This is a genomic window from Rhizomicrobium sp. (assembly GCA_037200385.1).
In the GTDB taxonomy this organism is placed as follows: Bacteria; Pseudomonadota; Alphaproteobacteria; order Micropepsales; family Micropepsaceae; genus Rhizomicrobium.
Window position 1 is genome coordinate 4,404,254 of record JBBCGL010000001.1, and the last position, 21,390, is coordinate 4,425,643.

At 67.4% G+C, this 21,390-nt stretch carries 22 protein-coding genes and 1 pseudogene; 15 read left to right on the top strand and 8 right to left on the bottom strand.

Annotation, left to right across the window (positions count from 1 at the left end):
* The first annotated feature begins 41 nt into the window (after positions 1-41).
* From ffh to WDM91_21240, 13 genes are all read left to right on the top strand, one after another.
* Positions 42-1,415, top strand: coding sequence for a signal recognition particle protein (ffh, locus tag WDM91_21180; protein ID MEI9997123.1), 1,374 nt, complete (start codon positions 42-44; stop codon positions 1,413-1,415).
* A gap of 107 nt (positions 1,416-1,522) precedes the next feature.
* Positions 1,523-1,885 (top strand): 30S ribosomal protein S16, encoded by a 363-nt coding sequence (gene rpsP, locus WDM91_21185; GenBank protein MEI9997124.1) that lies wholly within the window; start codon positions 1,523-1,525, stop codon positions 1,883-1,885.
* Positions 1,886-1,889: 4 nt separating this feature from the next.
* Positions 1,890-2,423: a ribosome maturation factor RimM gene (rimM, locus tag WDM91_21190; protein MEI9997125.1), complete on the top strand. Its 534-nt coding sequence runs from the start codon at positions 1,890-1,892 to the stop codon at positions 2,421-2,423.
* Between the two features lie 43 nt (positions 2,424-2,466).
* Positions 2,467-3,162 (top strand): tRNA (guanosine(37)-N1)-methyltransferase TrmD, encoded by a 696-nt coding sequence (gene trmD / locus WDM91_21195; GenBank protein MEI9997126.1) that lies wholly within the window; start codon positions 2,467-2,469, stop codon positions 3,160-3,162.
* 45 nt (positions 3,163-3,207) lie between these two features.
* Positions 3,208-3,615, top strand: a complete 408-nt coding sequence (gene rplS / locus WDM91_21200; GenBank protein ID MEI9997127.1) for a 50S ribosomal protein L19 — start codon at positions 3,208-3,210, stop codon at positions 3,613-3,615.
* 141 nt (positions 3,616-3,756) lie between these two features.
* On the top strand, positions 3,757-5,589 hold the full coding sequence (locus WDM91_21205; GenBank protein ID MEI9997128.1) for an ABC transporter ATP-binding protein: 1,833 nt from the start codon (positions 3,757-3,759) through the stop codon (positions 5,587-5,589).
* 240 nt (positions 5,590-5,829) lie between these two features.
* A complete protein-coding gene (locus tag WDM91_21210; GenBank protein MEI9997129.1) occupies positions 5,830-6,939 on the top strand; it encodes an IS5 family transposase in 1,110 nt (369 codons plus the stop codon).
* Positions 6,936-7,250, top strand: coding sequence for a hypothetical protein (locus WDM91_21215; GenBank protein MEI9997130.1), 315 nt, complete (start codon positions 6,936-6,938; stop codon positions 7,248-7,250). The genes WDM91_21210 and WDM91_21215 overlap by 4 nt, the downstream gene beginning before the upstream one ends.
* A 60-nt stretch (positions 7,251-7,310) precedes the next feature.
* A complete protein-coding gene (radA, locus tag WDM91_21220; protein MEI9997131.1) occupies positions 7,311-8,705 on the top strand; it encodes a DNA repair protein RadA in 1,395 nt (464 codons plus the stop codon).
* Positions 8,702-9,364, top strand: a complete 663-nt coding sequence (locus tag WDM91_21225) for a CvpA family protein (protein MEI9997132.1) — start codon at positions 8,702-8,704, stop codon at positions 9,362-9,364. Before radA ends, WDM91_21225 begins: the two co-directional genes overlap by 4 nt.
* Positions 9,361-10,824 carry an amidophosphoribosyltransferase gene (purF, locus tag WDM91_21230; protein MEI9997133.1) on the top strand — a complete coding sequence of 488 codons (1,464 nt, stop codon included), beginning with the start codon at positions 9,361-9,363 and terminating at the stop codon, positions 10,822-10,824. Before WDM91_21225 ends, purF begins: the two co-directional genes overlap by 4 nt.
* A gap of 84 nt (positions 10,825-10,908) precedes the next feature.
* On the top strand, positions 10,909-11,622 hold the full coding sequence (locus WDM91_21235) for an SDR family NAD(P)-dependent oxidoreductase (protein MEI9997134.1): 714 nt from the start codon (positions 10,909-10,911) through the stop codon (positions 11,620-11,622).
* 244 nt (positions 11,623-11,866) lie between these two features.
* On the top strand, positions 11,867-12,430 hold the full coding sequence (locus tag WDM91_21240) for a PAS domain-containing protein (protein ID MEI9997135.1): 564 nt from the start codon (positions 11,867-11,869) through the stop codon (positions 12,428-12,430).
* Between the two features lie 72 nt (positions 12,431-12,502).
* On the opposite strand, the gene der is transcribed toward WDM91_21240, so the two are convergent.
* From der to panB, 4 genes are all read right to left on the bottom strand, one after another.
* On the bottom strand, positions 12,503-13,900 hold the full coding sequence (gene der / locus WDM91_21245) for a ribosome biogenesis GTPase Der (protein MEI9997136.1): 1,398 nt from the start codon (positions 13,898-13,900) through the stop codon (positions 12,503-12,505).
* Between the two features lie 21 nt (positions 13,901-13,921).
* A complete protein-coding gene (locus WDM91_21250) occupies positions 13,922-15,316 on the bottom strand; it encodes a PQQ-binding-like beta-propeller repeat protein (GenBank protein MEI9997137.1) in 1,395 nt (464 codons plus the stop codon).
* Positions 15,313-16,047: a tetratricopeptide repeat protein gene (locus WDM91_21255; GenBank protein MEI9997138.1), complete on the bottom strand. Its 735-nt coding sequence runs from the start codon at positions 16,045-16,047 to the stop codon at positions 15,313-15,315. The genes WDM91_21250 and WDM91_21255 overlap by 4 nt, the downstream gene beginning before the upstream one ends.
* 363 nt (positions 16,048-16,410) lie before the next feature.
* Positions 16,411-17,235, bottom strand: a complete 825-nt coding sequence (gene panB, locus WDM91_21260; protein ID MEI9997139.1) for a 3-methyl-2-oxobutanoate hydroxymethyltransferase — start codon at positions 17,233-17,235, stop codon at positions 16,411-16,413.
* A gap of 288 nt (positions 17,236-17,523) precedes the next feature.
* On the opposite strand from panB, the gene WDM91_21265 reads away from it, so the two are divergent.
* Positions 17,524-18,801 carry a hypothetical protein gene (locus tag WDM91_21265; protein ID MEI9997140.1) on the top strand — a complete coding sequence of 426 codons (1,278 nt, stop codon included), beginning with the start codon at positions 17,524-17,526 and terminating at the stop codon, positions 18,799-18,801.
* On the opposite strand, the gene WDM91_21270 is transcribed toward WDM91_21265, so the two are convergent.
* Positions 18,794-18,952 carry a hypothetical protein gene (locus tag WDM91_21270; protein ID MEI9997141.1) on the bottom strand — a complete coding sequence of 53 codons (159 nt, stop codon included), beginning with the start codon at positions 18,950-18,952 and terminating at the stop codon, positions 18,794-18,796. The two genes, WDM91_21265 and WDM91_21270, sit on opposite strands and share 8 nt — an antisense overlap.
* Before the next feature lie 365 nt (positions 18,953-19,317).
* On the opposite strand from WDM91_21270, the gene WDM91_21275 reads away from it, so the two are divergent.
* Complete coding sequence (locus WDM91_21275) at positions 19,318-19,860, top strand: PAS domain-containing protein (protein ID MEI9997142.1); 543 nt, start codon at positions 19,318-19,320, stop codon at positions 19,858-19,860.
* 64 nt (positions 19,861-19,924) lie between these two features.
* On the opposite strand, the gene rplI is transcribed toward WDM91_21275, so the two are convergent.
* The 3 genes and pseudogenes from rplI to rpsF all read right to left on the bottom strand — a co-directional run bounded on the left by rplI (position 19,925) and on the right by rpsF (position 21,208).
* Positions 19,925-20,512: a 50S ribosomal protein L9 gene (gene rplI / locus WDM91_21280; GenBank protein ID MEI9997143.1), complete on the bottom strand. Its 588-nt coding sequence runs from the start codon at positions 20,510-20,512 to the stop codon at positions 19,925-19,927.
* Between the two features lie 13 nt (positions 20,513-20,525).
* Positions 20,526-20,747: pseudogene (gene rpsR, locus WDM91_21285) on the bottom strand (30S ribosomal protein S18).
* A gap of 86 nt (positions 20,748-20,833) precedes the next feature.
* Complete coding sequence (rpsF, locus tag WDM91_21290; GenBank protein ID MEI9997144.1) at positions 20,834-21,208, bottom strand: 30S ribosomal protein S6; 375 nt, start codon at positions 21,206-21,208, stop codon at positions 20,834-20,836.
* Positions 21,209-21,390 lie beyond the last annotated feature (182 nt).

Sequence of the window (21,390 nt, forward strand, 5' to 3'; positions counted from 1 at the left end):
GTTGCCCGGACAAGCCGGGCGATGACGGAGATGGATGATGGATGTTTGACTCACTCCAGTCCCGCCTCGGCGGCGTGTTCGACAGGCTTCGCGGGCGCGGCGCGCTCACGGAAGCCGATGTCGACGCCGCGCTGGCCGAGGTCCGCACCGCGCTGATCGAGGCCGACGTCGCGCTCCCCGTCGTCAAGGATTTCATCGACAAGGTCCGCCCCCGCGCCATCGGCGAGGACGTCATCCGCTCGGTCACGCCCGGCCAGCAGGTCGTCAAGATCGTCCATGACGTGCTGGTCGAAACGCTCGGCGAGGAAAACGCCTCGCTGAACCTGGGCAGCCCGCCCGCGCCGATCCTGATGGTCGGCTTGCAGGGCTCGGGCAAGACGACGACCTCGGCCAAGCTCGGCCTGATGCTGCAGACCCGCGAGAAGAAAAAGGTGCTGATGGCGTCGCTCGACGTCACGCGCCCCGCCGCGATGGAGCAGCTGCGGATCCTGGGCGAGCAGGCGCAGGTCGCGACGCTGCCCATCGTCGCCGGCCAGACCCCGCTCGACATCGCCAGGCGCGCCATGGCGAGCGCCCGGGTCGGCGGCTATGACGTCGTCATCCTCGACACCGCCGGCCGCCAGCATATCGACGAGCAGCTGATGCTCGAGGTCGCCGCGATCCGCGAGCAGGTCAAGCCGCACGAGACCATCCTGGTCGCGGACTCGCTGACCGGCCAGGACGCGGTGAACATCGCCAAATCGTTCAACGAGCGCGTGCCGCTTTCCGGCATCATCCTCAGCCGCGCCGACGGCGATGCCCGCGGCGGCGCGGCGCTCTCGATGCGTGCCGTCACCGGCGCACCGATCAAGTTCCTCGCCACCGGCGAAAAGCTCGACGCGCTCGAGCCGTTCCATCCCGCCCGCGTCGCCGGCCGCATCCTCGACATGGGCGACGTCGTCAGCCTGGTCGAGCGCGCCGCCGAGACCATCGACAAGGAGCAGGCCGAAAAACTCGCCAAGCGCATGAAGAAGGGCGAGTTCGACATGAACGACCTCGCCGAACAATTGCGCCAGATGAAGAAGCTCGGCGGCATGCAGGGCGTGCTCGGCATGCTGCCGGGCGTCGGCAAGGTGAAGGACCAGCTCGCGCAATCGGGCATGGACGACAAGCTGCTCACCCGCCAGGAAGCCATCATCCAGTCGATGACGAAGAAAGAGCGGTCCGATCCCGACCTGATCAACGGCTCGCGCCGCAAGCGTATCGCCGCAGGCTCCGGCGTCGAAGTGAGCGAAGTGAACAAGCTCCTCAAGATGCACCGGCAGATGTCGGACGTGATGAAGAAGATGGGCAAGGGCGGCCGCGCCATGCAGGGCCTCAGCGCCCTGTTCGGCGGTGGCGGCGGCATGCCCCCGGGCATGATGCCCAAACGATGAAGTTCACGCTCTCTCCGTGATCCTCCCCCGCAAAGCGGGGGAGGGAACCGCCGAAGGCGGTGGAGGGGGCGACGACAGACACGAACGAAGAAGAAGGACTGCGACTTATGGCTCTCAAGATCAGACTGGCCCGCGGCGGCACCAAGAAGCGCCCGCATTATGCGATCGTCGTGGCGGATTCGCGCAGCCCGCGCGACGGCCGCTTCATCGAGAAGATCGGCTTCTACAACCCGCTGCTGCCCAAGGACCACGCCGACCGCGTGAAGCTCGAGGTCGAGAAGGCCGGCGAATGGATCAAGAAGGGCGCCACGGCGTCGGACCGCGTCCACCGCTTCCTCGCCAATGCCGGCCTCGTCGAGCCGCTGGCGAAGAACAACCCGCAGAAGGCCAAGCCGAAGAAGAAGGCGCAGGAACGCGCTGCGGCGAACGCCAAGGCCGCCGAAGCCGCAGCTGCGGCCGCGGAAGGCTAAGACGATGGCGGGGCCGTCCCGCGACGTGCTGATGGCCGCCGTGATCGGCGCCCAGGGCCTCAAGGGCGAGGTGAGGGTGAAGGCCTTCACCGCCGCGCCCGAAGCGCTGGCGCGCTATGGCGGGCTGCACACCAGGGACGGCCGCCGCTTCACGGTGACGGCGGCGCGTGGCACCAGGCCGGACGAGGCGGTGCTGACGCTCGCCGAAGTGAGCGACCGCGGCGCGGCCGAGGCGCTCAAGGGCACCGAGCTCTACGTCACCCGCGCCGCGCTGCCGCAGCCCGACGCCGACGAGTTCTACCACGCCGATCTCGTCGGCCTGCGTGCGGAGGATGTCGAGGACCGGGTCATCGGCACCGTCAAGGCGATCCACAATTACGGCGCCGGCGACGTGATCGAGATCGAGATCCCGGGCGGCGACACCGTCCTCCTCGCCTTCACCCGCGAGACCGTTCCCCATATCGAGATCGACAAGGGCCGCATCGTGGTCGCCGTCCCACGCGACGACGAAGCCGAACGCGAACACGGCGTGGAATGAATTGGGTCGCGCCGTCGCGTGGAAATCCGTCGGCGTTCGCCGCATGACCTGGTCCGCGGCCGTCCTGACCCTCTTTCCCGAGATGTTCCCGGGCCCGCTCGGCATTTCCCTGCTGGGCAAGGCCTTGCAGCGTGAGCTCTGGTCGCTCGAGGTCCGCGACATCCGCGACCACGGCGTCGGCAAGCACGCCAAGGTCGACGACACGCCGGCCGGCGGCGGCCCGGGCATGGTGATGCGCGCCGACGTCGCGATCGCCGCGATCGATGCCGTGGAACGGCGCGACCGGCCGCTCATCTACCTGTCCCCGCGCGGCCTGCCGCTGACCCAGGCGCGGGTCGCAGCCCTCGCCGCCGGGCCCGGCGCCATCCTGCTCTGTGGCAGGTTCGAGGGGCTGGACCAGCGCGCCATCGACGCCCGCGAGATCGAGGAGATCAGCCTCGGGGATTTCGTGCTGGCCGGCGGCGAGATCGCGGCCATGGCCCTGATCGAGGCCTCCGTCCGCCTGATCCCCGGCGTGTTGGGGGCCGCGGAGTCGCCGGCCGAAGAGAGCTTCTCCGCCGGCCTCCTGGAATATCCGCAATTCACCCGCCCCCAGGCGGTCGAGGGGCTGGCCATTCCGGATGTGCTAAACAACGGAAATCACAAGGAAATCGCCAAATGGCGGCAGGCCCGGGCCGAAGCGCTCACCAAGGCGCGGCGCCCCGACCTCTGGACCCTCTATGAAAAGAAAAAAACCTAGGCTATACGCCCCGCTCTTTCGCTGACCGCCCGGAGACTGACGAACATGAACCTGCTGCAGACGCTCGAAGCCGAGCAGATGAAGGCCGTCCGGGCCAAGCCGCATCCCGAGTTCCGCGCCGGCGACACGCTCAAGGTCAACGTCAAGGTCGTCGAAGTCTCCTATGACGAGAAGGCCAAGGCCGAGAAGCGCCGCGAGCGCCTGCAGGCCTTCGAAGGCGTCTGCATCGCGCGCCAGGGTGCCGGCCTCAACGAGAGCTTCACCGTCCGCAAGATCTCCTATGGCGAGGGCGTCGAGCGCGTCTTCCCGATCTATTCGCCGCTGGTCGACAGCGTGACGGTGGTCCGCAAGGGCCGCGTCCGCCGCGCCAAGCTCTATTATCTGCGCGGTCGCCGCGGCAAGTCGGCCCGTATCGCCGAGCGCCAGGACAACGAGAGCACCGCCGGCGCCTAGGCTTTTTGCAGGCCGCGGCGTATCCCCATCGGATGCGTCGCGGTATTCCTGCCACGCCGGGCCGGAATTCGCTTCGCCCACTTCCCAACGCAATTTGCGCGCCTATTCTCCGCGCCCCGTTTTGAAGCCGGGCATTGAGTCATGCCGCGTGAGATCCATACCGAGACCGTCCTTCGGGACGATGAGCCGCTCGACGAGGCGGTGGCGCTGTCGCGCGTCCCCGGCAAGCCCTTCGCCTTCATCTGGTTCCTGATCCGCACCCATTTTCCCGGCCGGGTCGCCGCGATGGCGGGTCTCGCGCTGCTCGCGACCAGCATCGAGGCCTTCACGCCGCTTGCCTTCTCGCATCTCGTCAATGCGATCACGCTGGCGGTGAAGGTGCATGGCGGGTTCGGCACGGTGCTGCCGTGGATCCTCACCCTCGCGGCGATCTGGCTGAGCGGCGCCTTGGCCTATCGCGCCTATGAGATGGTGGACGTGAACACCGGCCCGCGCATGCGCGGCCTCGCGCAGAAATATCTCTTCGTCTACCTGCTGGGTCATAGCCCGCGCTATTTCCAGGACAATTTCGCGGGCAAGCTCGGCCAGAAGGTCAAGCAGGCCGGGCAGGCGACCATCGGCATCCTCGGCATCGTCTGCATGGACGCGGTGCGTGTCTTCGGCCTCGTCGTGATCGGGGCGGTACTGATGGCGCTCCAGGCGCCCGCCTATGCGATCATCCTCGGGCTGTGGACACTGCTCTATCTCGGCGTCGTCTTCGCCCTGGCGCGGCGCTGCGTGGTGCTGTCCAAGGCGCTGTCCGACGAGGTGTCGACCTCGACCGGCCGGCTGATCGACGCGGTTTCGAACGCCGACCTCGTGCGCGCTTTCGCCAAGGCGGTGTATGAGCGCAAATTCATCTCCTATTTCCTGGCGGACGAGATGAACGCCTCGCGCCGCCTGCGCTGGTTCCTCATCACCATGCGGCTGTTCATGCAGGTCGCGACGCTGCTCCTGCTGGTGGCGCTGGTCTGGGTGACCGCGCGGGACATCGTGGCCGGTGCGATCTCGCTCGGCGCCTTCACCATGATCTACCTGCTCGCCAACCAGATCGCGCGCGGCGTGCAGGAGCTGTCCTTCCGCATGCTCGACTATTTCGAGCAGCTCGGGACGCTGGCCGAAGCGCTCGACCTCGTGAGCGCGCCGCACGAGATCGTCGATGCGGTCGACGCCCGGCCGCTGATCGTCAGCCGCGGCCATATCCGCTTCGAGAACGTCTGCTTCCGCCATCCCAACGGCTATCAGGTGTTCGAGAATCTCAATCTCGACATCCAGCCCGGCGAGCGGATCGGCCTGGTCGGCCCGTCCGGCGCGGGCAAGTCGACGCTGGTCCGCCTGCTGCGCCGCCAGTTCGAGCCGCAGCATGGCCGCATCACCATCGACGGCCAGGACATCGCGCGGGTCACCTGGAATTCGCTCAACGAGGCGATCGCCGAGGTGCAGCAGATGCCCGGCGTCTTCCACCGCAATGTCCGCGACAATATCCGCTACGCCCGCCCTCTGGCCCCGGCCGAGGAGGTCGAGAGTGCAGCGCGCCAGGCGCATGCCCACGACTTCATCGCCGAGCGCGACGAGGGCTACGACATGATCGTCGGCGAGCAGGGCATCAAGCTCTCCGGCGGCGAGCGCCAGCGCGTCGCCATCGCTCGCGCCTTGGTGAAGGACGCGAAGATATTGGTGCTCGACGAAGCGACCTCGTCCCTCGATTCCGAGAGCGAGCACCTGATACAGTCGGCGCTATGGACGCTGGTGCAGGGCCGCACGGTGATCGCCATCGCACACCGGCTTTCGACCATCGCGGGCATGGACCGCGTGGTCTATCTCGACAACGGCAAGATCCTCGAAGACGGCCCGCACCGCGAGCTGCTGGCGAACAACGGACCGTATTCGCGCCTGTGGAACCGGCAGATGGGCGGCTTCATCGACGCGGCTTAGAGTCGATTTGGTTTGAATGGAATCACCGAAGCCGTCATCGCCCGCTTTATGCGGGCGATCCATCTTGTTTCCGACGGAACGGCAATTGGGTTGCCCGGACAGGCCTGGCGACCGCGTGGGCCGGGCAATGACGGGTGGGTTTTCTCGAGCCGAAATTGCTCTATCAGGCTGTTGAAGAAGTCTCTGGCGGCGCGTTTGGGATCGTGATTCCCTTTGGGCGGGTCGGCCGAGGGATGGACGATGCGTGGAAGCGACGAGCGGTCCGGGGCGCTGTTCAGTTACGTGGATTTGGAGTCCCGGGTTCGCCATGACCATCCTCTGCGGGTGATCCGGGAAATTGCGAACGCGGCGTTGATGGATCTGTCGAAGGACTTCGACGAGCTCTACACGGACTTTGGCCGTCCCTCGATCGCGCCGGAGAAGCTGTTGCGGGCGACGCTGTTGCAGGCGTTCTACGGTGTGCGCTCGGAGCGGCTGCTGATGGAACGGATAGAGTTTGACCTTCTGTTCCGCTGGTTCGTCGGGCTTGGGGTGGATGATCCGGCATGGGACCACTCGGTGTTCTCGAAGAACCGGGATCGGCTGCTTCAAGGTGACATCGCGGCCAAGTTCCTGAACGCGATCCTGGCTCAGCCTCGAGTGAAGCGGCTTCTGTCGAGCGAGCACTTCTCGGTGGATGGGACGCTGATCGAGGCGTGGGCTTCGCTCAAGAGCTTCCGCAGGAAGGACGGCGCCGACAACGACCAGGATGGTCCGGGCCGCAACGCCGAGCGCAGCTTCCACAAGGAGAAACGCTCCAACGAGACCCATGAGAGCACGACCGATCCTGAGGCCAAGCTCTACAAGAAGGGCGATGGCCAGCCGGCCAAGCTCTGCTACATGGGGCATGCGCTGATGGAGAACCGCCACGGCCTGGCGGTCTTAGGCCAGGCGAGCCAAGCCAACGGCATGGCCGAACGGGACCAAGCGCTGACGCTGGTGGATCGCCATCGTCCCCGGCGACGACGGCGGATCACGCTAGGCGCCGACAAGGCCTATGACGTGGAGGCCTTCGTCGAGGCGCTTAGGGCGCGCGCGATCACGCCGCACGTCGCCATCGATGGGCATTTGAGCAAGACCGGCAAGCCGCGCAAGACGGCCATCGACAACCGGACGCTGCGCCATTGCGGTTATGCCGTGAGCCAAGTCTGCCGCAAGCGCATCGAAGAGGTGTTCGGTTGGATCAAGGCATCGGCCGGCTTGGCCAAGGTCAAGGTCCGTGGGCTGGCGCGTGTCAATGCCACCTTCGTCATGGCCTTGTCCGCCTACAACCTCATCCGCCTGCCCAAACTCCTGGCGGTGCCGGCATGACGCTGAAGGGCAAATGGCGCGTCGTCGAGACGCCGGGATATGACATGGCCGGGCCGGGCTCCTACATCCTGTTCGATAAGGATGGGGGCGAGTTCGCCCTGGATTGCCTCACCGGTTCCTTCCAGGGCGCCTGCGCAAGCGATGCCATCGAGTTCGAATGGTCAGGAAACGACGAAATGGACGAAGCTTCCGGCGAGGGATGGGCCGAGATCAAAACCGACGACTCCCTCGAAGGCGAAATCTCCCTCCAAAACGGCGACGACATCCCCTTCATCGCCCGTCGGCAAAAGACTTCTTCAACAGCCTGCTAACCGGTCTGTCTGTGCATCGGCGATAAGTTCAGGGCTTGACGCCCATGTTATGATCGAATCATGGCCCGCTCCACCGCCTCTTTCGTCTGCCAGTCCTGCGGCACCACCGCGCCCAAATGGTCGGGGCGCTGCGAATCCTGCGGCGGCTGGAACACCATCACCGAGGAAGGCGCCCCGGCCCCGATCGGCGCAGGCGCCGCCAAGCGCGTGAAGGGCCGCCGCTTCGCGCTGGAAGACCTCAAGACCGAGGACAAGGAGCCGCCGCGCCGCGTCACCGGCATCGCGGAGTTCGACCGCGTCACCGGCGGCGGCATCGTGCCGGGCTCGGCGCTTTTGATCGGCGGCGATCCGGGCGTCGGCAAGTCGACGCTGATCCTGCAGGCGCTCGCCGCCTTCGCGCAGAACGGCGGCAAGGCGGTCTACATCTCGGGCGAGGAGGCGATGGCGCAGGTCCGCCTGCGCGCCGCCCGCATGGGCGTCTCGGACATGCCGGTGGCGCTGGGCGCCGCGACCAATATCGAGGACATCCTCGCGACGCTCGAAGCGGGACAGCGCCCCGACATCGTCGCCATCGATTCCATCCAGACGATCTGGACCGGCGCGCTCGAAGCCGCCCCCGGCACCATCGCGCAGGTGCGCACCGCGTCCTTCGATCTCGTGCGCTACGCCAAGTCGACCGGCGCCGCGGTGATCCTTGTCGGCCACGTCACCAAGGACGGGCAGATCGCCGGCCCCAAGGCGGTCGAGCATCTGGTCGACGCCGTGCTCTATTTCGAAGGCGAGCGCGGCCACCATTTCCGCGTGCTGCGCGCGGTGAAGAACCGCTTCGGACCGACCGACGAGATCGGCGTGTTCGAGATGACAGGCAAGGGCCTCGCCGAGGTCGCCAATCCCTCGGCGCTGTTCCTCGGCGACCGCCACAGCACCTCGCCCGGCACCGCGGTGTTCGCCGGCCTCGAAGGCACGCGGCCGCTGCTGGTGGAGATCCAGGCGCTGGTCGCGACCGCCGGCTACGGTAGCCCACGCCGGGCCGTGGTCGGCTGGGACACCGGCCGCCTCGCGATGATCCTCGCCGTGCTGGACGCGCGGGGCGGCCTGGGGGTCAGCGCCTCGGACGTCTATTTGAACGTCGCCGGCGGGCTCAAAGTCGGGGAGCCGGCGGCCGACCTGGCGGCCGCGGCGGCCCTGATTTCCTCTTTTGCCGGCCGGCCACTGCCGAAGGAGACCGTTTTCTTCGGCGAAATCAGTCTTTCGGGCGACGTCCGGCCGGCACCGCAAACCGAGCTGCGCCTCAAGGAAGCCGCCAAACTGGGCTTTTCCACCGCCGTGGTGCCGGTCGGCACCAAGGTCGAGGGCTCCGGCATCGCGCTCCGGCCGATCCGGGACGTCGCCGAGCTGATCGAACTTGCCGGGGCGGACCGCGCCGAGCCGCGGCGTGATACAGTGCGGCCATGAGTCTCGCCTTTTCCTTCGTCGATCTGCTGGTCGTGCTGGTGATCCTCGGCTCGGCGGCCTATGCGACCTGGCGCGGCTTCGTCTCGGAATCGCTCGGCATCGTCGCCTGGGCGGCCGCGGCCTTCGCGGCGCTCTATCTCGGTCCCTGGGTCGGGCGCATGATGCATGCGCTGATTGCGACGCCCTGGATCGCCACCGTCGCGGGTTACGGCCTCGCCTTCATCATCATCTTCATCCCGCTGCAATTCGCCAGCCACCGCTTCTCCGAAGGCGTGAAGCGCTCGGCGGTCGGCCCGCTCGACCGCGTGCTGGGCGCAACCTTCGGTATCGTGCGCGGCCTCGCGATCCTCGGCATCGCCTATATCGTCTTCACCGCCTTCGTCCCGATCCTGCAGCAGCCGCTCTGGCTGCGCGAAGCGCGGACGCTGCCGATGATCCAGGCCTCGGCACAGGTCCTGACCGATCTGGTTCCCGATCGCGGCGAGCATCATGATTCGGTCGCTCCGCCGCCATCGACGCCCGTCGTCACGCCGGCCGCGAAGCCCAAACCGGAACACGCGCGGCCCAAGCCGGTAAAAAAGAAGCACACCAAAAAGGGCGCTGGCGCCGCCGACCGCCGCGCGCTAGACAGACTTTTCGAGGCGACAGGCAACCGATGACCGGCCTTTCCGAGGACCACCACGACGACAAGCCGCACGAGGAGTGCGGCGTTTTCGGCGTTTTCGGCCATGCCGGCGCCGGTCCGCTGACCGTGCTCGGCCTGCACGCGCTGCAGCACCGCGGCCAGGAGGCCACGGGGATCGTGACCTATCACGAGGGCCAATTCGTCGCGGAGCGCCATGCCGGGCTCGTCGGCGACGTCTTCGGGGACCGCAACCGCGAGCGGGTCAGCCGCCTGCAGGGCGCCTTCGCAATCGGCCACAACCGCTATGCCACCGCCGGTGGCTCCAACCCGCGCAACATCCAGCCGATGTTCGCCGAGCTTGTCGGCGGCGGCCTCGCGCTCGCCCATAACGGCAACCTGACCAATGCCCGCGCGCTGCGCGCCGAGCTGGTGGCCGAGGGCCGCATCTTCCAGTCGAGTTCCGACACCGAGGTGATCATCCATCTCGCGGCGCGCAGCACCTATCGCCCGATCGTCGACAAGCTGATCGACGCGCTGAAGAAGGTGCATGGCGCCTATTCGCTGGTGGCGCTGACCTCCAAGAAGCTGATCGGGGTGCGCGATCCCTGGGGCGTGCGGCCCTTGGTGCTCGGCCAGCTCGACGGCGCCTATATCCTCGCCTCGGAGACCTGCGCCCTCGACATCATCGGCGCCGAATTCGTGCGCGACATCGAGCCCGGCGAGATGATCGTGATCACCGCCGAAGGGATCGAGACCTATCATCCCTTCAAGCCGCAGCCGAACCGCTTCTGCGTCTTCGAATACATCTATTTCTCGCGCCCCGATTCGGTGGTCGAAGGCCGCAACGTCTACGAGCTGCGCAAGCGCACCGGCGCCCAGCTGGCGCAGGAATGGCCGGTCGACGCCGACATGGTGATCCCGGTGCCGGATTCCTCGATCCCCGCCGCCATCGGCTATGCCGCCGAGGCCGGGCTGCCTTTCGAGCTCGGCATCATCCGCAACCATTATGTCGGCCGCACCTTCATCGAGCCGACCGACGGCATCCGCAATTTCGGCGTCCGCAAGAAGCACAATCCCAACCGGGCCACGCTGCAGGGCAAGCGCGTCGTGCTGATCGACGATTCCATCGTGCGCGGCACCACCTCCAAGAAGATCGTGCAGATGGTGCGCGATGCCGGCGCGTCGCAGGTGCATTTCCGCGTCGCCAGCCCGCCGACCGCGCATTCCTGCTTCTACGGCGTCGACACCCCGAACACCGACGACCTGCTGGCGCACAAGGCGGATGTCGAGGCGATGCGCCGCGCCATCGGCGCCGACACGCTGGGCTTCATCTCGATGGACCGCCTCTATCGCGCGATGGGCAAGGACAAGCGCGACGCCGCGGCGCCGCAATTCTGCGACGCCTGCTTCTCCGGCGACTACCCGATCGAGCTCACCGACATCTCGGGCGGCAGCCGCAACGGCCAGCTCTCGCTGCTGGCGGACGTGGCGTAGGAGCGAGTAGCGAGTAGGGCGATCCCGCTTGCAATCCCTACTCGCTACTCGCTATTCGCTACTCGCCAATCGATGGTGCCCGCCATGACCAAGCCCCTCTCGAACAAGATCGCGCTCGTCACCGGCGCGTCGCGCGGCATCGGGCGCGCGGCGGCGATCGCGCTGGGCGCGGCCGGTGCGCATGTCATCTGCCTCGCGCGCACCTCGGGCGCGCTGGAGGAGGTCGATGATGCCATCCGCAAGGCCGGCGGCGCGGGCGCGACCCTGGTGCCGCTCAACATCCGCGATGCCGCGGCGCTCGACCGCCTCGGCCAGTCGATCTTCGAGCGCTGGGGCCGGCTCGACGCCTTCCTCGGCAATGCGGGATCGCTCGGCGTGCTGACGCCGCTCGCCCATCTGGATCCCAAGGTCTTCCAGGAGCTGGTCGAGGTGAACGTCACCGCGAACTATCGCCTGATCCGCTCGCTCGATCCGCTGCTGCGGACCTCGGAGGCGGGGCGCGTGCTGTTCGTCTCCTCCGGCGCGGCGCGCAAGCACACGCCGTTCTGGGGGGGCTATGCGATGGCGAAGGCGGCGCTGGAATCCCTCGCGCTGACCTATGCCGCGGAATGCGCCACCACGCATGTGAGAGTGAACCTGCTCAACCCCGGCGCGATGCGCACCGCGATGCGGGCCCGCGCCATGCCGGGCGAGGATGCGCAGACCCTGCCGCCGCCCGAGGCCGTGGCGCCGCTGATCGTCGAGCTGCTGTCTCCGGCCAATGAAAAGAACGGCGAGCTGATCGGCTTCCGGGCCTAGGTTGGGTCCGTACTCAATTGCCCTGAGTCATTCAAAGGCTTGTCATGGCCCGCCGGAGAGCGGGCCATCCCGTTGGTGCGCTCGTGCTTTCGACGATTGTGGCGGCGTCACCTGGATGGCCCGCTTTTGCGGGCCATGACAGTGACACTGCGAATCCCAATTGAGTCCGGGCCTAGGCGGGCCGTAGCGATTGTTAACGAATTTGACCGCAGGTGACGCGGCCGGGGGGACCGGAGCCGCGACGATGTCTCAAATCCTTTCCGTGCCGGCCGCCGACGCGGCGCTCATTTCCCTCGATGCCGCCGTGAATCCCTTCGTCAAACAGGCCGTCGCCTATTGGCGCTCCGTGCGTGGAGAGAGGCGTTTCCCCGCGCGCGCGGACCTGACGCTGCGCGGCATGGCCGCCATTCTTCCCTATGTCGTCATCGTTGCCGTCATCGGCGAGGGCGCCGATTTCGAATACCGCTATGCGGGCGAGGCGCAACGGATCGCGTTCAAGGTTCCGCTAAAGGGTATCCGCGTGACCCAGATCGAAGCCGTCCTGCCGAAGCTGGGACATGTGCTGCGAGGTGTGTACGAGCAGGTCCGTGCGCAAGCCGTGCCGCTCCTCGTCCGCGGCCGCGTCGATCACGAGCCCGCGAACTCGAAGCTGCTGTATCACGAGACCGCGTTTCTGCCGCTGGGCGCCGACGACGCGGCGGTCGACCATCTGCTGATCGCCGGCGTCCAGATTCCACAGCCTTACTGGGACATCCCGCCGGCCGAACTGTCGAACCTCACGAGCCAGATCCGCGCCGAACCCGGCTAGCGGTTTTGGGTTGAGAAGACTTACCCCCCGGAATTTGATGATTCCAGTCAAAACAAAGCCGCTCCAGGCCCGCTAGTCCTTCGCGAACGGATTCTTTCCGCCGCGCATCAGGAAGCGCAGCGGCGTGCCGTACAGCGCGAAAGCCTCGCGCAATCCGTTGGTCAGGTAGCGCACATAGTCCTCCGGCAGCGATTTGAGCTGGTTGCCGAACAGCGCGAAGGTCGGCGGCCGCGCCTTGACCTGCGTCATGTAGCGGATGCGCACCCGGCGGCCGCTGATGGCCGGCGGCGCGTGACGCTCCAGCGCCTTCTCGAGGAAGCGGTTCAGCGCCGAGGTGCCGACCCGCTTGTTCCACGCCGCATCGGCCGACAGCACGGCGGGCACGATGCGGTCGAGCCCTTCGCCGGTCAGCGCCGACAGGCCGACCAGCGGCGCGCCGACGACCTGCGGCAGCGACTCGTCGAGCGTCAGGCGCAGCTGCCCGACCGCCCCGGCGCGGTTCTCCACCAGGTCCCATTTGTTCGCGACGAACACCACGGCGCGGCCCTCGCGCGCGATGAGGTCGGCGATGGTGAGGTCCTGCTTCTCGAAGGCCTGCGTCGCGTCGATCATCACGATCACGCAATCGGCGAAGCGGATCGCGTCGAGCGTGCTGCCGACCGACATCTCCTCCAGCGCATGTCCCGCGGCGCGCGCCTTGCGCCGCAGCCCCGCGGTGTCGTGCAGCAGGAAGTCGCGGCCCTGCGCCTGCCACGGCGCCGCGATGGTGTCGCGCGTGATCCCGGCTTCCGGCCCCGTCAGCACGCGCTCCTCGCCGAGCAGCCGGTTGAACAGGCTCGACTTGCCGACATTCGGACGCCCGACGATGGCGAGGCGGATGACGCGGTCGGCGGGAAGGTCTTCGAAATCGCCGTCCTCGAACGGCGTCTCGTGCGGCGCCGCGCCGCCTTCCGCCTCGTCTTCGGGATAAACGATCGGCGCGATGTATTCCGCCAGCGCCTCCTCGAGCGCGCCCAGCCCCAGCGAATGCTCGGCGGATACCGCGACGGGCTCGCCGAAGCCCAGCGCATAGGCCTCGCCGAAGCCCGTGTCGCCCGCACGGCTCTCGCATTTGTTGGCCACCAGGATTACCGGCTTGCCGGCCTTGCGCAGCGCCGCCGCGATCACCTCGTCGCCGGTGGTGATGCCGGCGCGCGCGTCGATCACGAACAGGATGGCGCCGGCCTCGGCGATGGCCGCGACGGTCTGCGCCGTCATCCGTCCGGCAAGCGTCTCGGGCGCCTCATCCTCGAAGCCCGCCGTGTCGACCACGTGGAAGGCGAGGTTGCCGAGCTGCGCCTCGGCCTCGCGCCGGTCGCGCGTCACGCCCGGCGTGTCATGGACCAGCGCCAGCTTGCGGCCCACCAGCTTGTTGAACAGCGTGGACTTGCCGACATTGGGCCGGCCGACGATGGCGAGAAGGAACGACATCGCCGACTTGTAGCGCCGTGCCTAGCGCAAAGCCACCAATTGCGCGTCGCTGGTGTAGAGATAGAGCATGCCGTTGGCCACGACCGGCGAGATGAATGTTCCCGACGGAATCTCCATCTTGCCGATCAGCTCGCCCGTATAAGGCGAAATCGCGGCCGCGATGCCCTTCGACGACACCACGACCAGCCGGTCCGAGACCAGCACGGGTCCCGCCCAGACGATGGCGCCGTGCTTGCCCTCGGGGTCCTCCCAGCGCTGCAGCTGGTGAATCCACTTCACCTTGCCTTCCTTGCGGGTGAGGCAGATGAGCTGCTGCTCGGTGGTGAGCACATAGACGTAGTCGCCGGCCGCCCAGGGCGTCTGGATGCCGCCGATGTCGCGCGACCACAGCCGGTCGCCGGTGTTGAGGCTGATCGCCGCCATGATGCCCGAATGGGAGATGGCGAAGACCGTGTCGCGATCGACCACCGGCCGCCCCGCGATGTCGTCGAGCTCCGAAAGCGCGGTGGCGACGCCCGAATGGGTCAGCATGTCGTTCCATGCCGGGCGGCCGTTCTGCACCCTGAGCGCATAGATCTCGCCGGAGGAGTAGGGCGCCATCACATATTCGCCCGCCACCGCGGCGCTGGTGCTTTCCAGGATGCCGGCGGATTCCGAGATGCCCTGATGGTCCCACAGCCGGCGCCCGTCGGTCTGCGCCAGCGCGAAGAGATGGTTGTCCTGGGTCGAGACGAACACGCGCCCGCCATTGGCGGTCGGCGCGTTCACGATGGGCACGCCGAGGTCCTGCTTCCACAGGAACTTGCCCGAGCGCGCGTCGAGCGCGACGATCTCGCCGAAGCCGCTGGTCGCGAAGACCTTGCCGTCGTCATAGGCGACGCCGCCGCCGAAGCCCTTGGTCGGATCGATGGTGTTGTCCGTGCCGAACATGCCGAACAGCCAGGTGTCGTCCTTGCCCTCGGGCGCGATGGAGCGGTCCCAGAGCGGGCTGCCGCTGCCTGCGTCGAAGGCGAAGACATGCGCCGCGGCGTCGAGCACGAAGACACGTCCCGTTCCCACCACCGGGGCCGCGGTCAGGCGCGAGGACTGGTCCGAGCCCTTGCCGGCGTCATGCTGCCACAGCACGCGCAGCGGGCCGGGCGCTTCCAGATGGTACATCGCATTGGAGGCATAGCCGCCGGGCTCGGGCCATTCGCTGTTCTTGTAGGGCGCCGGCAGCTGCACCGGGACGTTGCGCAGCGTCTCGTCGATCCGCAGCGTCTCGTCGATGGTCATCACCGAGATGCGCTCGCCGCGCAGCTTGGATTTCTTTCCGCCGGTGTCGAACCAGCCCGAGACCATGTCGGTCATGGCGCAGCCGGAGAGCATCGCGACCGCCAGGACGACGGCGAGGGAGCGGGCGTGTCTGAAGGTCATTTGGGGGGCGTACCGGGCGGTGTTTCGACGGCAGGCGACGGCAGGCCGGCTGGCGCGGGCGGCGGCGGCACGGTGCCGAAATTCGCGAAGCCGCCCTGCTTGAGGAATTTCGCCATGGCGTCGGCGCGTCGGCGCATCGCGTCCGTCGCGTCCTTGTCGTCGGCGATGGCCTGGAACTCGGCCTGTGCCCGCAGGATCTGGCCGGCGTGATAGTCGGCATAGGCGATGATCTCGCCCGCCGAATGGCGCCAGGCGCTGGTCGGGGTCGTCAGCGGCGCCAGGAGGTTGGCGACGTCGTCGCGCGAGGCGTTTCCCGCCATCGCCCAGCCGGCGCGGATCAGCGCGACCGCGCCGATCGGACCGCTGTCTTTTGCGGCAATGGATTTGTAGAGCTGGATGGCTTCGGGCCGGCGCCCGGCCCGCAGCAGCGTTCCCGCCTCGGACAGGCGGGCCATCTCGGCATAGCCGCCGGGCGCGTCCTTGGCCACGGTCGCGAAAGCGGGATTGGCGCGGGTGAAATCGCCGCTGTCCGCCAGCTCCTGGGCGGCGATCAGCGTCTCCGAGGCCTTCAGGCGCTCATTGTTCTGGTACTTGTCCCACAGCAGATAGCCGGACAGGGCGATGAAGATCAGGGCGACGCCCGCGATCACATAGTCGCCGTATTGCTTCCAGAGCTGCTCGAAGCGTTCGCGGCGGACTTCCTCCTCGACTTCCTGGAAGATGTCGCTCAATGCACTGTCCTCGTTTGGGTGCCGGTCCGGCGCGCCCAGTGCGCCCAAGATACTGATGCGCCCAAGATATTGACCGCGCGGATGATTTAGCCGTTGGCGGGGACGGGCGCAACTTGCCTCTTGTTCACCTCCCGGGCCCCGCGGGATGGCCTTTCCCCTGCGGGCATGACAGGTGGCATTGCTCTACCGAAGCCCGCGTCCGCCAGGTCCGGACTCAATGATAAAATGAGTGTCATGGCCCGCCGGAGAGCGGGCCATCCCGTTGGTGCGCTCGTGCTTTCGACGATTGTGGCGGCGTCACCTGGATGGCCCGCTTTTGCGGGCCATGACAGTGACACTGCGAATCCCAATTGAGTCCGGACCCTAAGCCGTCTTCTTCATGCTGTAGACATTCTCGCGGCCCGGGAAGCTGCGGTCGCGGACGTCGGCGGCATAGGCCTTGACCGCGGTCTCGATCGCCGGCCCGAGATTGGCGTATTGCCGGACGAATTTCGGCGGATTGGGATTGAGACCCAGCATGTCCTCCATGACCAGGATCTGCCCGTCGCACTCGGCGGAGGCGCCGATCCCCACCGTCGGGATCGCGATCTGGTGCGTGATCTTGGCCGCCAGCGGCTCGGCCATGCCTTCGAGCACGATCGCGAAGGCGCCCGCGCCGGCGATCGCCGCCGCATCGGCCTCGATCGCGGGCCATTCCGCCTCGGTGCGGCCCTGGGTCTTGAACCCGCCCGTGACGTTGAAGGCCTGCGGCGTGAGCCCGATATGGCCCATCACCGGAATGCCGCGTTCGACGAGATAGCGCACGGTCTCCGCGAGCCGCACCCCGCCCTCCATCTTCACCGCGGTGCAGCCGGTCTCCTGGATCACCCGCGCCGCGTTGCGGAAGGCGATCTGCGGGCTCTCCTCATAGGAGCCGAACGGCATGTCGACGACGACGAGGGCATGCCGGCTGCCGCGCATCACCGCCTTGCCGTGGGTGATCATCATGTCGAGCGTGACCCCCAGCGTGGTCTCCATGCCATGCATCACCATGCCGAGGCTGTCGCCGACCAGCATGAGGTCGACATGCTCGTCGAGCAGCCGCGCGGTGTGCGCGTGATAGCAGGTGAGGCAGACGACGGGCTCGGCGTTCTTGTGGGCGCGGATCTCCGGAACGGTGACGCGCTTGGCCTGTGTGACGACGGACATGGACGCGATTCCTCGCTTGGCTCGCAGGAGATGGGGAACGAGGCCTGTCCGCGACGCTGGGCGCCAAGTGGACGGCGGGGGTCCTTGACCCGTCGCGCGAGACTATAGCGCATCCCGTGCGACGGTACGACGGATTTCTGAATGCCAAGGGACGGGCGCGGCCGGCAAAAATCCTTGCGAAACAGCCGCCTTCCGCGAAACCTGCCTGCCCTCCGTATATGTCCTGCGCCGTTTCGAAGGTGCCGTGGATATGCGAGACATCTGGCGCCAGCAATCGGGTTTTCGCCTATGCCGTCCCATCTTCAATCCGCCGCCCTCTTCGGTGTGCTCCGGGTGCGCGCCAGGACGGTCGTTCCGCTCGCCAACGCCTGGCGGCGCGTTCTTGCGGCGGCGGCGTCGGGAACCCGGCGGCAGGAGCGGCTGGCCGACATCGCCTGGCGCAAGGGCGACGGGCTGGCGGCCATCGCGCATTGGCGCGCCCTCGAACAGGAACAGCCGCGCAAGGCGGAATGGCCGCTCAAGATCGCCCAGGCCGTGAAGGAGCGGGGCGATATCGAGGGCGCGGAGCGCATCCTGCTCGACGCCCGCGCGCGCGGGATCGCACATGAGCGCATCGACCTCGACCTGTTGCGCTATGGCCGCCTGTGGCGGCGGTCGAATTCCGCCGTCGCAGAGGCCGAGGCCATCGTCGCCGATCCCAGATCCTCCGCCACCAAGCTTTTCTTCTCCGCCTATTACCTGATGTCCCAGAACCGGCTGGAGCCGGCGCGCGACGGCTTCGCCCGGGTGCTGGACGACAAGCACTACCGCGGCCTGGCGCAAGGCCATCTCGCCGCGATCGCGCGGCTGGCGCAAAACCGGGCGAAGGGACGGCCGGACATCCCCGGCTGGCTGTCCGCGGCGCAAAGCTCCTTCGTCGTGCGCGAGCCGTCTTCGGACACGCTGGTCGTCGGCTTCGCGCTTCCGGAAGGCACGCTCGGATCGTCGGTGAACGCCGTGCACGCGATGCTGTCGTCGAACGGGGTGAACGGGCTCTATCTCTACGACAGTCGCCAACTCTTTCACCTGGCCGGCACCGACCGCTTCGGCCCCGGCTATCAGGCGATGATCGACGGCATCCGCGCCCTCGCAGCGGAACTGGGGACGCGGCGCCTGATCACGATCGGCGGTTCCGCGACCGGCTATACCGCGATCCGCGCGGCGATGGATCTGGGCGCCGACGGGGCGGTGGTGTTCTCACCGGCGACGATGATGATATCGACGGCCAACCCGGCCCTCACGCGCGGGGCGCATACGCTGTTCCGGCTGCGCGAGAACGTCCTGCCGATGATGGCGCCGCTGCGCCCGCTCATCCAAGCCCGGCCCGGCGGCCTGCGGGTGGACGCCTATTACAGCGCCGCGAACCGGCGTGACGTGATGCACGCCGCCCATCTGGCCGGCCTCGAAGGCGTGGATCTGATTCCGGTCGCGGGGCACAAGCGCCACGACTGCCTGACGGAGATGTCGCTGCGCGGCTATGAAGACTTGCTGGAGCGCTTCTGGTCGCGCAAGCCGGCGGTCAGCTGAAGGTGGCGGTCGCGTCCGCGGTGGAGTTCACGCCGGTTTCGGCTTCGTCGGTGGACAGGGCGCGAAGCACCGGCTGCTGCCACGGCGCGCGCAGGGCGGCCTTGGCCGGATCGGGCGCGAACGCCGAGGCGCCTTCTGCTTGCTTGCTCACGTTCCGTCCCTCTCCATAAAAAAGCCGGACGCCGTCCATGGAATCCAATGCCGGCGCAAGGGATCAAACCTTAGCACGCAATCCTAAGGATTTCCCAAACCACCGCAATTCCTCGGTCGTGATCGGGAGACGCGCCGCGCCGTCTTTCCGCGGCGCCACTGCGGGTTGCGCGTGCGGCGCAGTGCAAGAAATCCGGGTTTCCATGTGCAGCCGCTCCGCGGGAACGACCCTGGCAAGATGGCGTTGTCAGATAGTAGACATATCGCCGATCCGCGAAGGGCGGAGAAGGATTGCCCGCCGGCTGTCGTCGGGACTTGATCGCGCGAGACCGCTGCAGACAGTGGCGCCGAGCGCGGAGGCTGCGCATGAACCCGCCGCATCTGGAATGGAATCCCGTCTCCAAGGAGCCGCCGCTCCTTGCGGAGTTGCGGGGCTATTGGCAGCGCAAGCGCGGTTCGCGACGGCTGCCGTCGCGTCGCGACATCCAGCCGGGCGAGATCCGCAGCCTGCTTCCCTATGTCATCCTGGTCGAGCCGGTCGAGGGCGGCCGCGATTTCCGCTACCGCCTGGTCGGCTCGCGGCTGCACGACTATTTTCCGGTGCAGCCGACCGGCCAGTTGATGAGCGCGATGCTCGCGCCGTTCGGAACCGGGACGGTGGACGCCACGCTCGATGCCTATCGCGCGGTGCTGGCGGGCGACGAGCCGCTGCGCCTGAGCGGCGACGGCGCCTGGTTCGCGCAGAGCCCGAAATTCTTCGAGGCGCTGCTCACGCCGCTGTCCGACGATGGCGCGCAGGCCGATATGATCTTCGGCGCTTTCCAGTTCGAGTGGAATCACGCCCGCATGCCCGCCGACGATCCGTCGGGCACCGAGCGCGCCTTGGCCGAGGCGCTCGCGGAGCGCTGATGCCAAAGAAAAAGGGCGCGCCGCGATCGCGGCACGCCCCTGTTCCTCGCCACGCGCGCGGAGCCTATTCGGCTTCCACCTCGTCGCCGCCTTCCGTCTTCGGGCCGGCGCCTTCTTCGAACAGTTCCTCGGCCGCGACCTTGGCCTCTTCCTGTTCGGTGCGCTCGGCGAGAACGTCCTCGCCACGGGCCTGGCGTTCCGCCTCGTCCTCGCTGCGCGCGACGTTGATCGTCACCTGGACGCGGACTTCCGGATGCAGGCGGACGCCGACCTTGAACAGGCCGATGGTCTTGATCGCCGTGTCGAGCGGCACCTGGGTGCGCTCGACGCTGACGCCGCCCTCGGAGATCGCCATCGCGATGTCGCGCGGCGAGACCGAGCCGTAGAGTTGGCCGCGGTCGCCGGCCTGGCGGATCAGCACGAAGGTCTTGCCGTCCAGCTTGCCGCCGACGGCCTCCGCTTCCTTCTTCTGTTCCAGATTGCGGGCTTCGAGCTGCGCCTTCTGGCTCAGGAAATATTCGCGGTTGGTCTTGTTGGCGCGCAGGGCCTTCTTCTTCGGCAAGAGGAAGTTGCGGGCGAACCCGTCCTTCACCTTCACCTCGTCGCCCATCTGGCCGAGCTTCTCGACGCGTTCGAGCAGAATGACTTGCATGGTCGTATCCCCCCTAGTTCAGCACGTAGGGGAGCAGCGCCATGAACCGCGCGCGCTTGATGGCGTTCGCGAGCAGGCGCTGCTTCTTGTTGGACACCGCGGTGATGCGGGAGGGCACGATCTTGCCGCGCTCGGAGATGAAGCGCTGCAGCAGCTTCACGTCCTTGTAGTCGATCTTCGGCGCATTGGCGCCGCTGAACGGACAGGTCTTCTTGCGGCGGAAGAAGGGACGGCGCTGGCCACCCTCGCCGCCACGGCCGCCTTCGCGGCCACCGCCGCCACCCTCGCGGCCGCCGCCGCCGGAACGTTCGCCACCAAAGCTCATTGTGCGGTCTCCTGCTGGGCGTCCTCGGGCTTGCGCTCGCCTTCGGGGCGATCGTCGCGGCGGTTCTTGTTCGAGGAGACCTCGAACGCATCCACGCTCACGGTGATGTAGCGCAGCACGTCTTCGTTGATCTTGAGCTGGCGCTCGAGCTCGACGACGGCCTTGGAGGGCGCGTTGATGTTGAGGAGCACGTAATGCCCCTTGCGGTTCTTCTTGATGCGATAGGCGAGGCCGCGCAGGCCCCAATATTCCTGCTTCTCGACCTTGCCGCCTTCGCCTTCGACGATGGTCTTGAGGTGGGTCGCCAGCGCGTCGACCTGCTGCGCGCTGATGTCCTGGCGCGCGATCAGGAGATGCTCGTAGAGAGCCATGTCCGTCCTTTCCTCGGCCTGCGGAACGGCTCGGGGCGGACACCCGTCACCATTTTGGATCGCCCTGGAACGCACCATGCGCAAACCCGCCGAACGGCAGGCCCAGGCGACCGCAGCCACTTGTGAGGCGCGGCTTATAGGCGAAGGGCCGGGGCAGGGCAAGCCGGCGGCCGGACAAAGAA

What these genes read in the sequence shown, in the direction of transcription:
- der (MEI9997136.1), bottom strand. Translation starts at nt 13,900, where the DNA reads ATGTCGTTCCTTCTCGCCATCGTCGGCCGGCCCAATGTCGGCAAGTCC.
- ffh (MEI9997123.1), top strand. Translation starts at nt 42, where the DNA reads ATGTTTGACTCACTCCAGTCCCGCCTCGGCGGCGTGTTCGACAGGCTT.
- purF (MEI9997133.1), top strand. Translation starts at nt 9,361, where the DNA reads ATGACCGGCCTTTCCGAGGACCACCACGACGACAAGCCGCACGAGGAG.
- radA (MEI9997131.1), top strand. Translation starts at nt 7,311, where the DNA reads ATGGCCCGCTCCACCGCCTCTTTCGTCTGCCAGTCCTGCGGCACCACC.
- rpsP (MEI9997124.1), top strand. Translation starts at nt 1,523, where the DNA reads ATGGCTCTCAAGATCAGACTGGCCCGCGGCGGCACCAAGAAGCGCCCG.
- panB (MEI9997139.1), bottom strand. Translation starts at nt 17,235, where the DNA reads ATGTCCGTCGTCACACAGGCCAAGCGCGTCACCGTTCCGGAGATCCGC.
- rimM (MEI9997125.1), top strand. Translation starts at nt 1,890, where the DNA reads ATGGCGGGGCCGTCCCGCGACGTGCTGATGGCCGCCGTGATCGGCGCC.
- WDM91_21265 (MEI9997140.1), top strand. Translation starts at nt 17,524, where the DNA reads ATGCCGTCCCATCTTCAATCCGCCGCCCTCTTCGGTGTGCTCCGGGTG.
- WDM91_21275 (MEI9997142.1), top strand. Translation starts at nt 19,318, where the DNA reads ATGAACCCGCCGCATCTGGAATGGAATCCCGTCTCCAAGGAGCCGCCG.
- trmD (MEI9997126.1), top strand. Translation starts at nt 2,467, where the DNA reads ATGACCTGGTCCGCGGCCGTCCTGACCCTCTTTCCCGAGATGTTCCCG.
- WDM91_21225 (MEI9997132.1), top strand. Translation starts at nt 8,702, where the DNA reads ATGAGTCTCGCCTTTTCCTTCGTCGATCTGCTGGTCGTGCTGGTGATC.
- WDM91_21205 (MEI9997128.1), top strand. Translation starts at nt 3,757, where the DNA reads ATGCCGCGTGAGATCCATACCGAGACCGTCCTTCGGGACGATGAGCCG.
- WDM91_21250 (MEI9997137.1), bottom strand. Translation starts at nt 15,316, where the DNA reads ATGACCTTCAGACACGCCCGCTCCCTCGCCGTCGTCCTGGCGGTCGCG.
- rplS (MEI9997127.1), top strand. Translation starts at nt 3,208, where the DNA reads ATGAACCTGCTGCAGACGCTCGAAGCCGAGCAGATGAAGGCCGTCCGG.
- rpsF (MEI9997144.1), bottom strand. Translation starts at nt 21,208, where the DNA reads ATGGCTCTCTACGAGCATCTCCTGATCGCGCGCCAGGACATCAGCGCG.
- WDM91_21235 (MEI9997134.1), top strand. Translation starts at nt 10,909, where the DNA reads ATGACCAAGCCCCTCTCGAACAAGATCGCGCTCGTCACCGGCGCGTCG.
- WDM91_21240 (MEI9997135.1), top strand. Translation starts at nt 11,867, where the DNA reads ATGTCTCAAATCCTTTCCGTGCCGGCCGCCGACGCGGCGCTCATTTCC.
- WDM91_21210 (MEI9997129.1), top strand. Translation starts at nt 5,830, where the DNA reads ATGCGTGGAAGCGACGAGCGGTCCGGGGCGCTGTTCAGTTACGTGGAT.
- WDM91_21215 (MEI9997130.1), top strand. Translation starts at nt 6,936, where the DNA reads ATGACGCTGAAGGGCAAATGGCGCGTCGTCGAGACGCCGGGATATGAC.
- rplI (MEI9997143.1), bottom strand. Translation starts at nt 20,512, where the DNA reads ATGCAAGTCATTCTGCTCGAACGCGTCGAGAAGCTCGGCCAGATGGGC.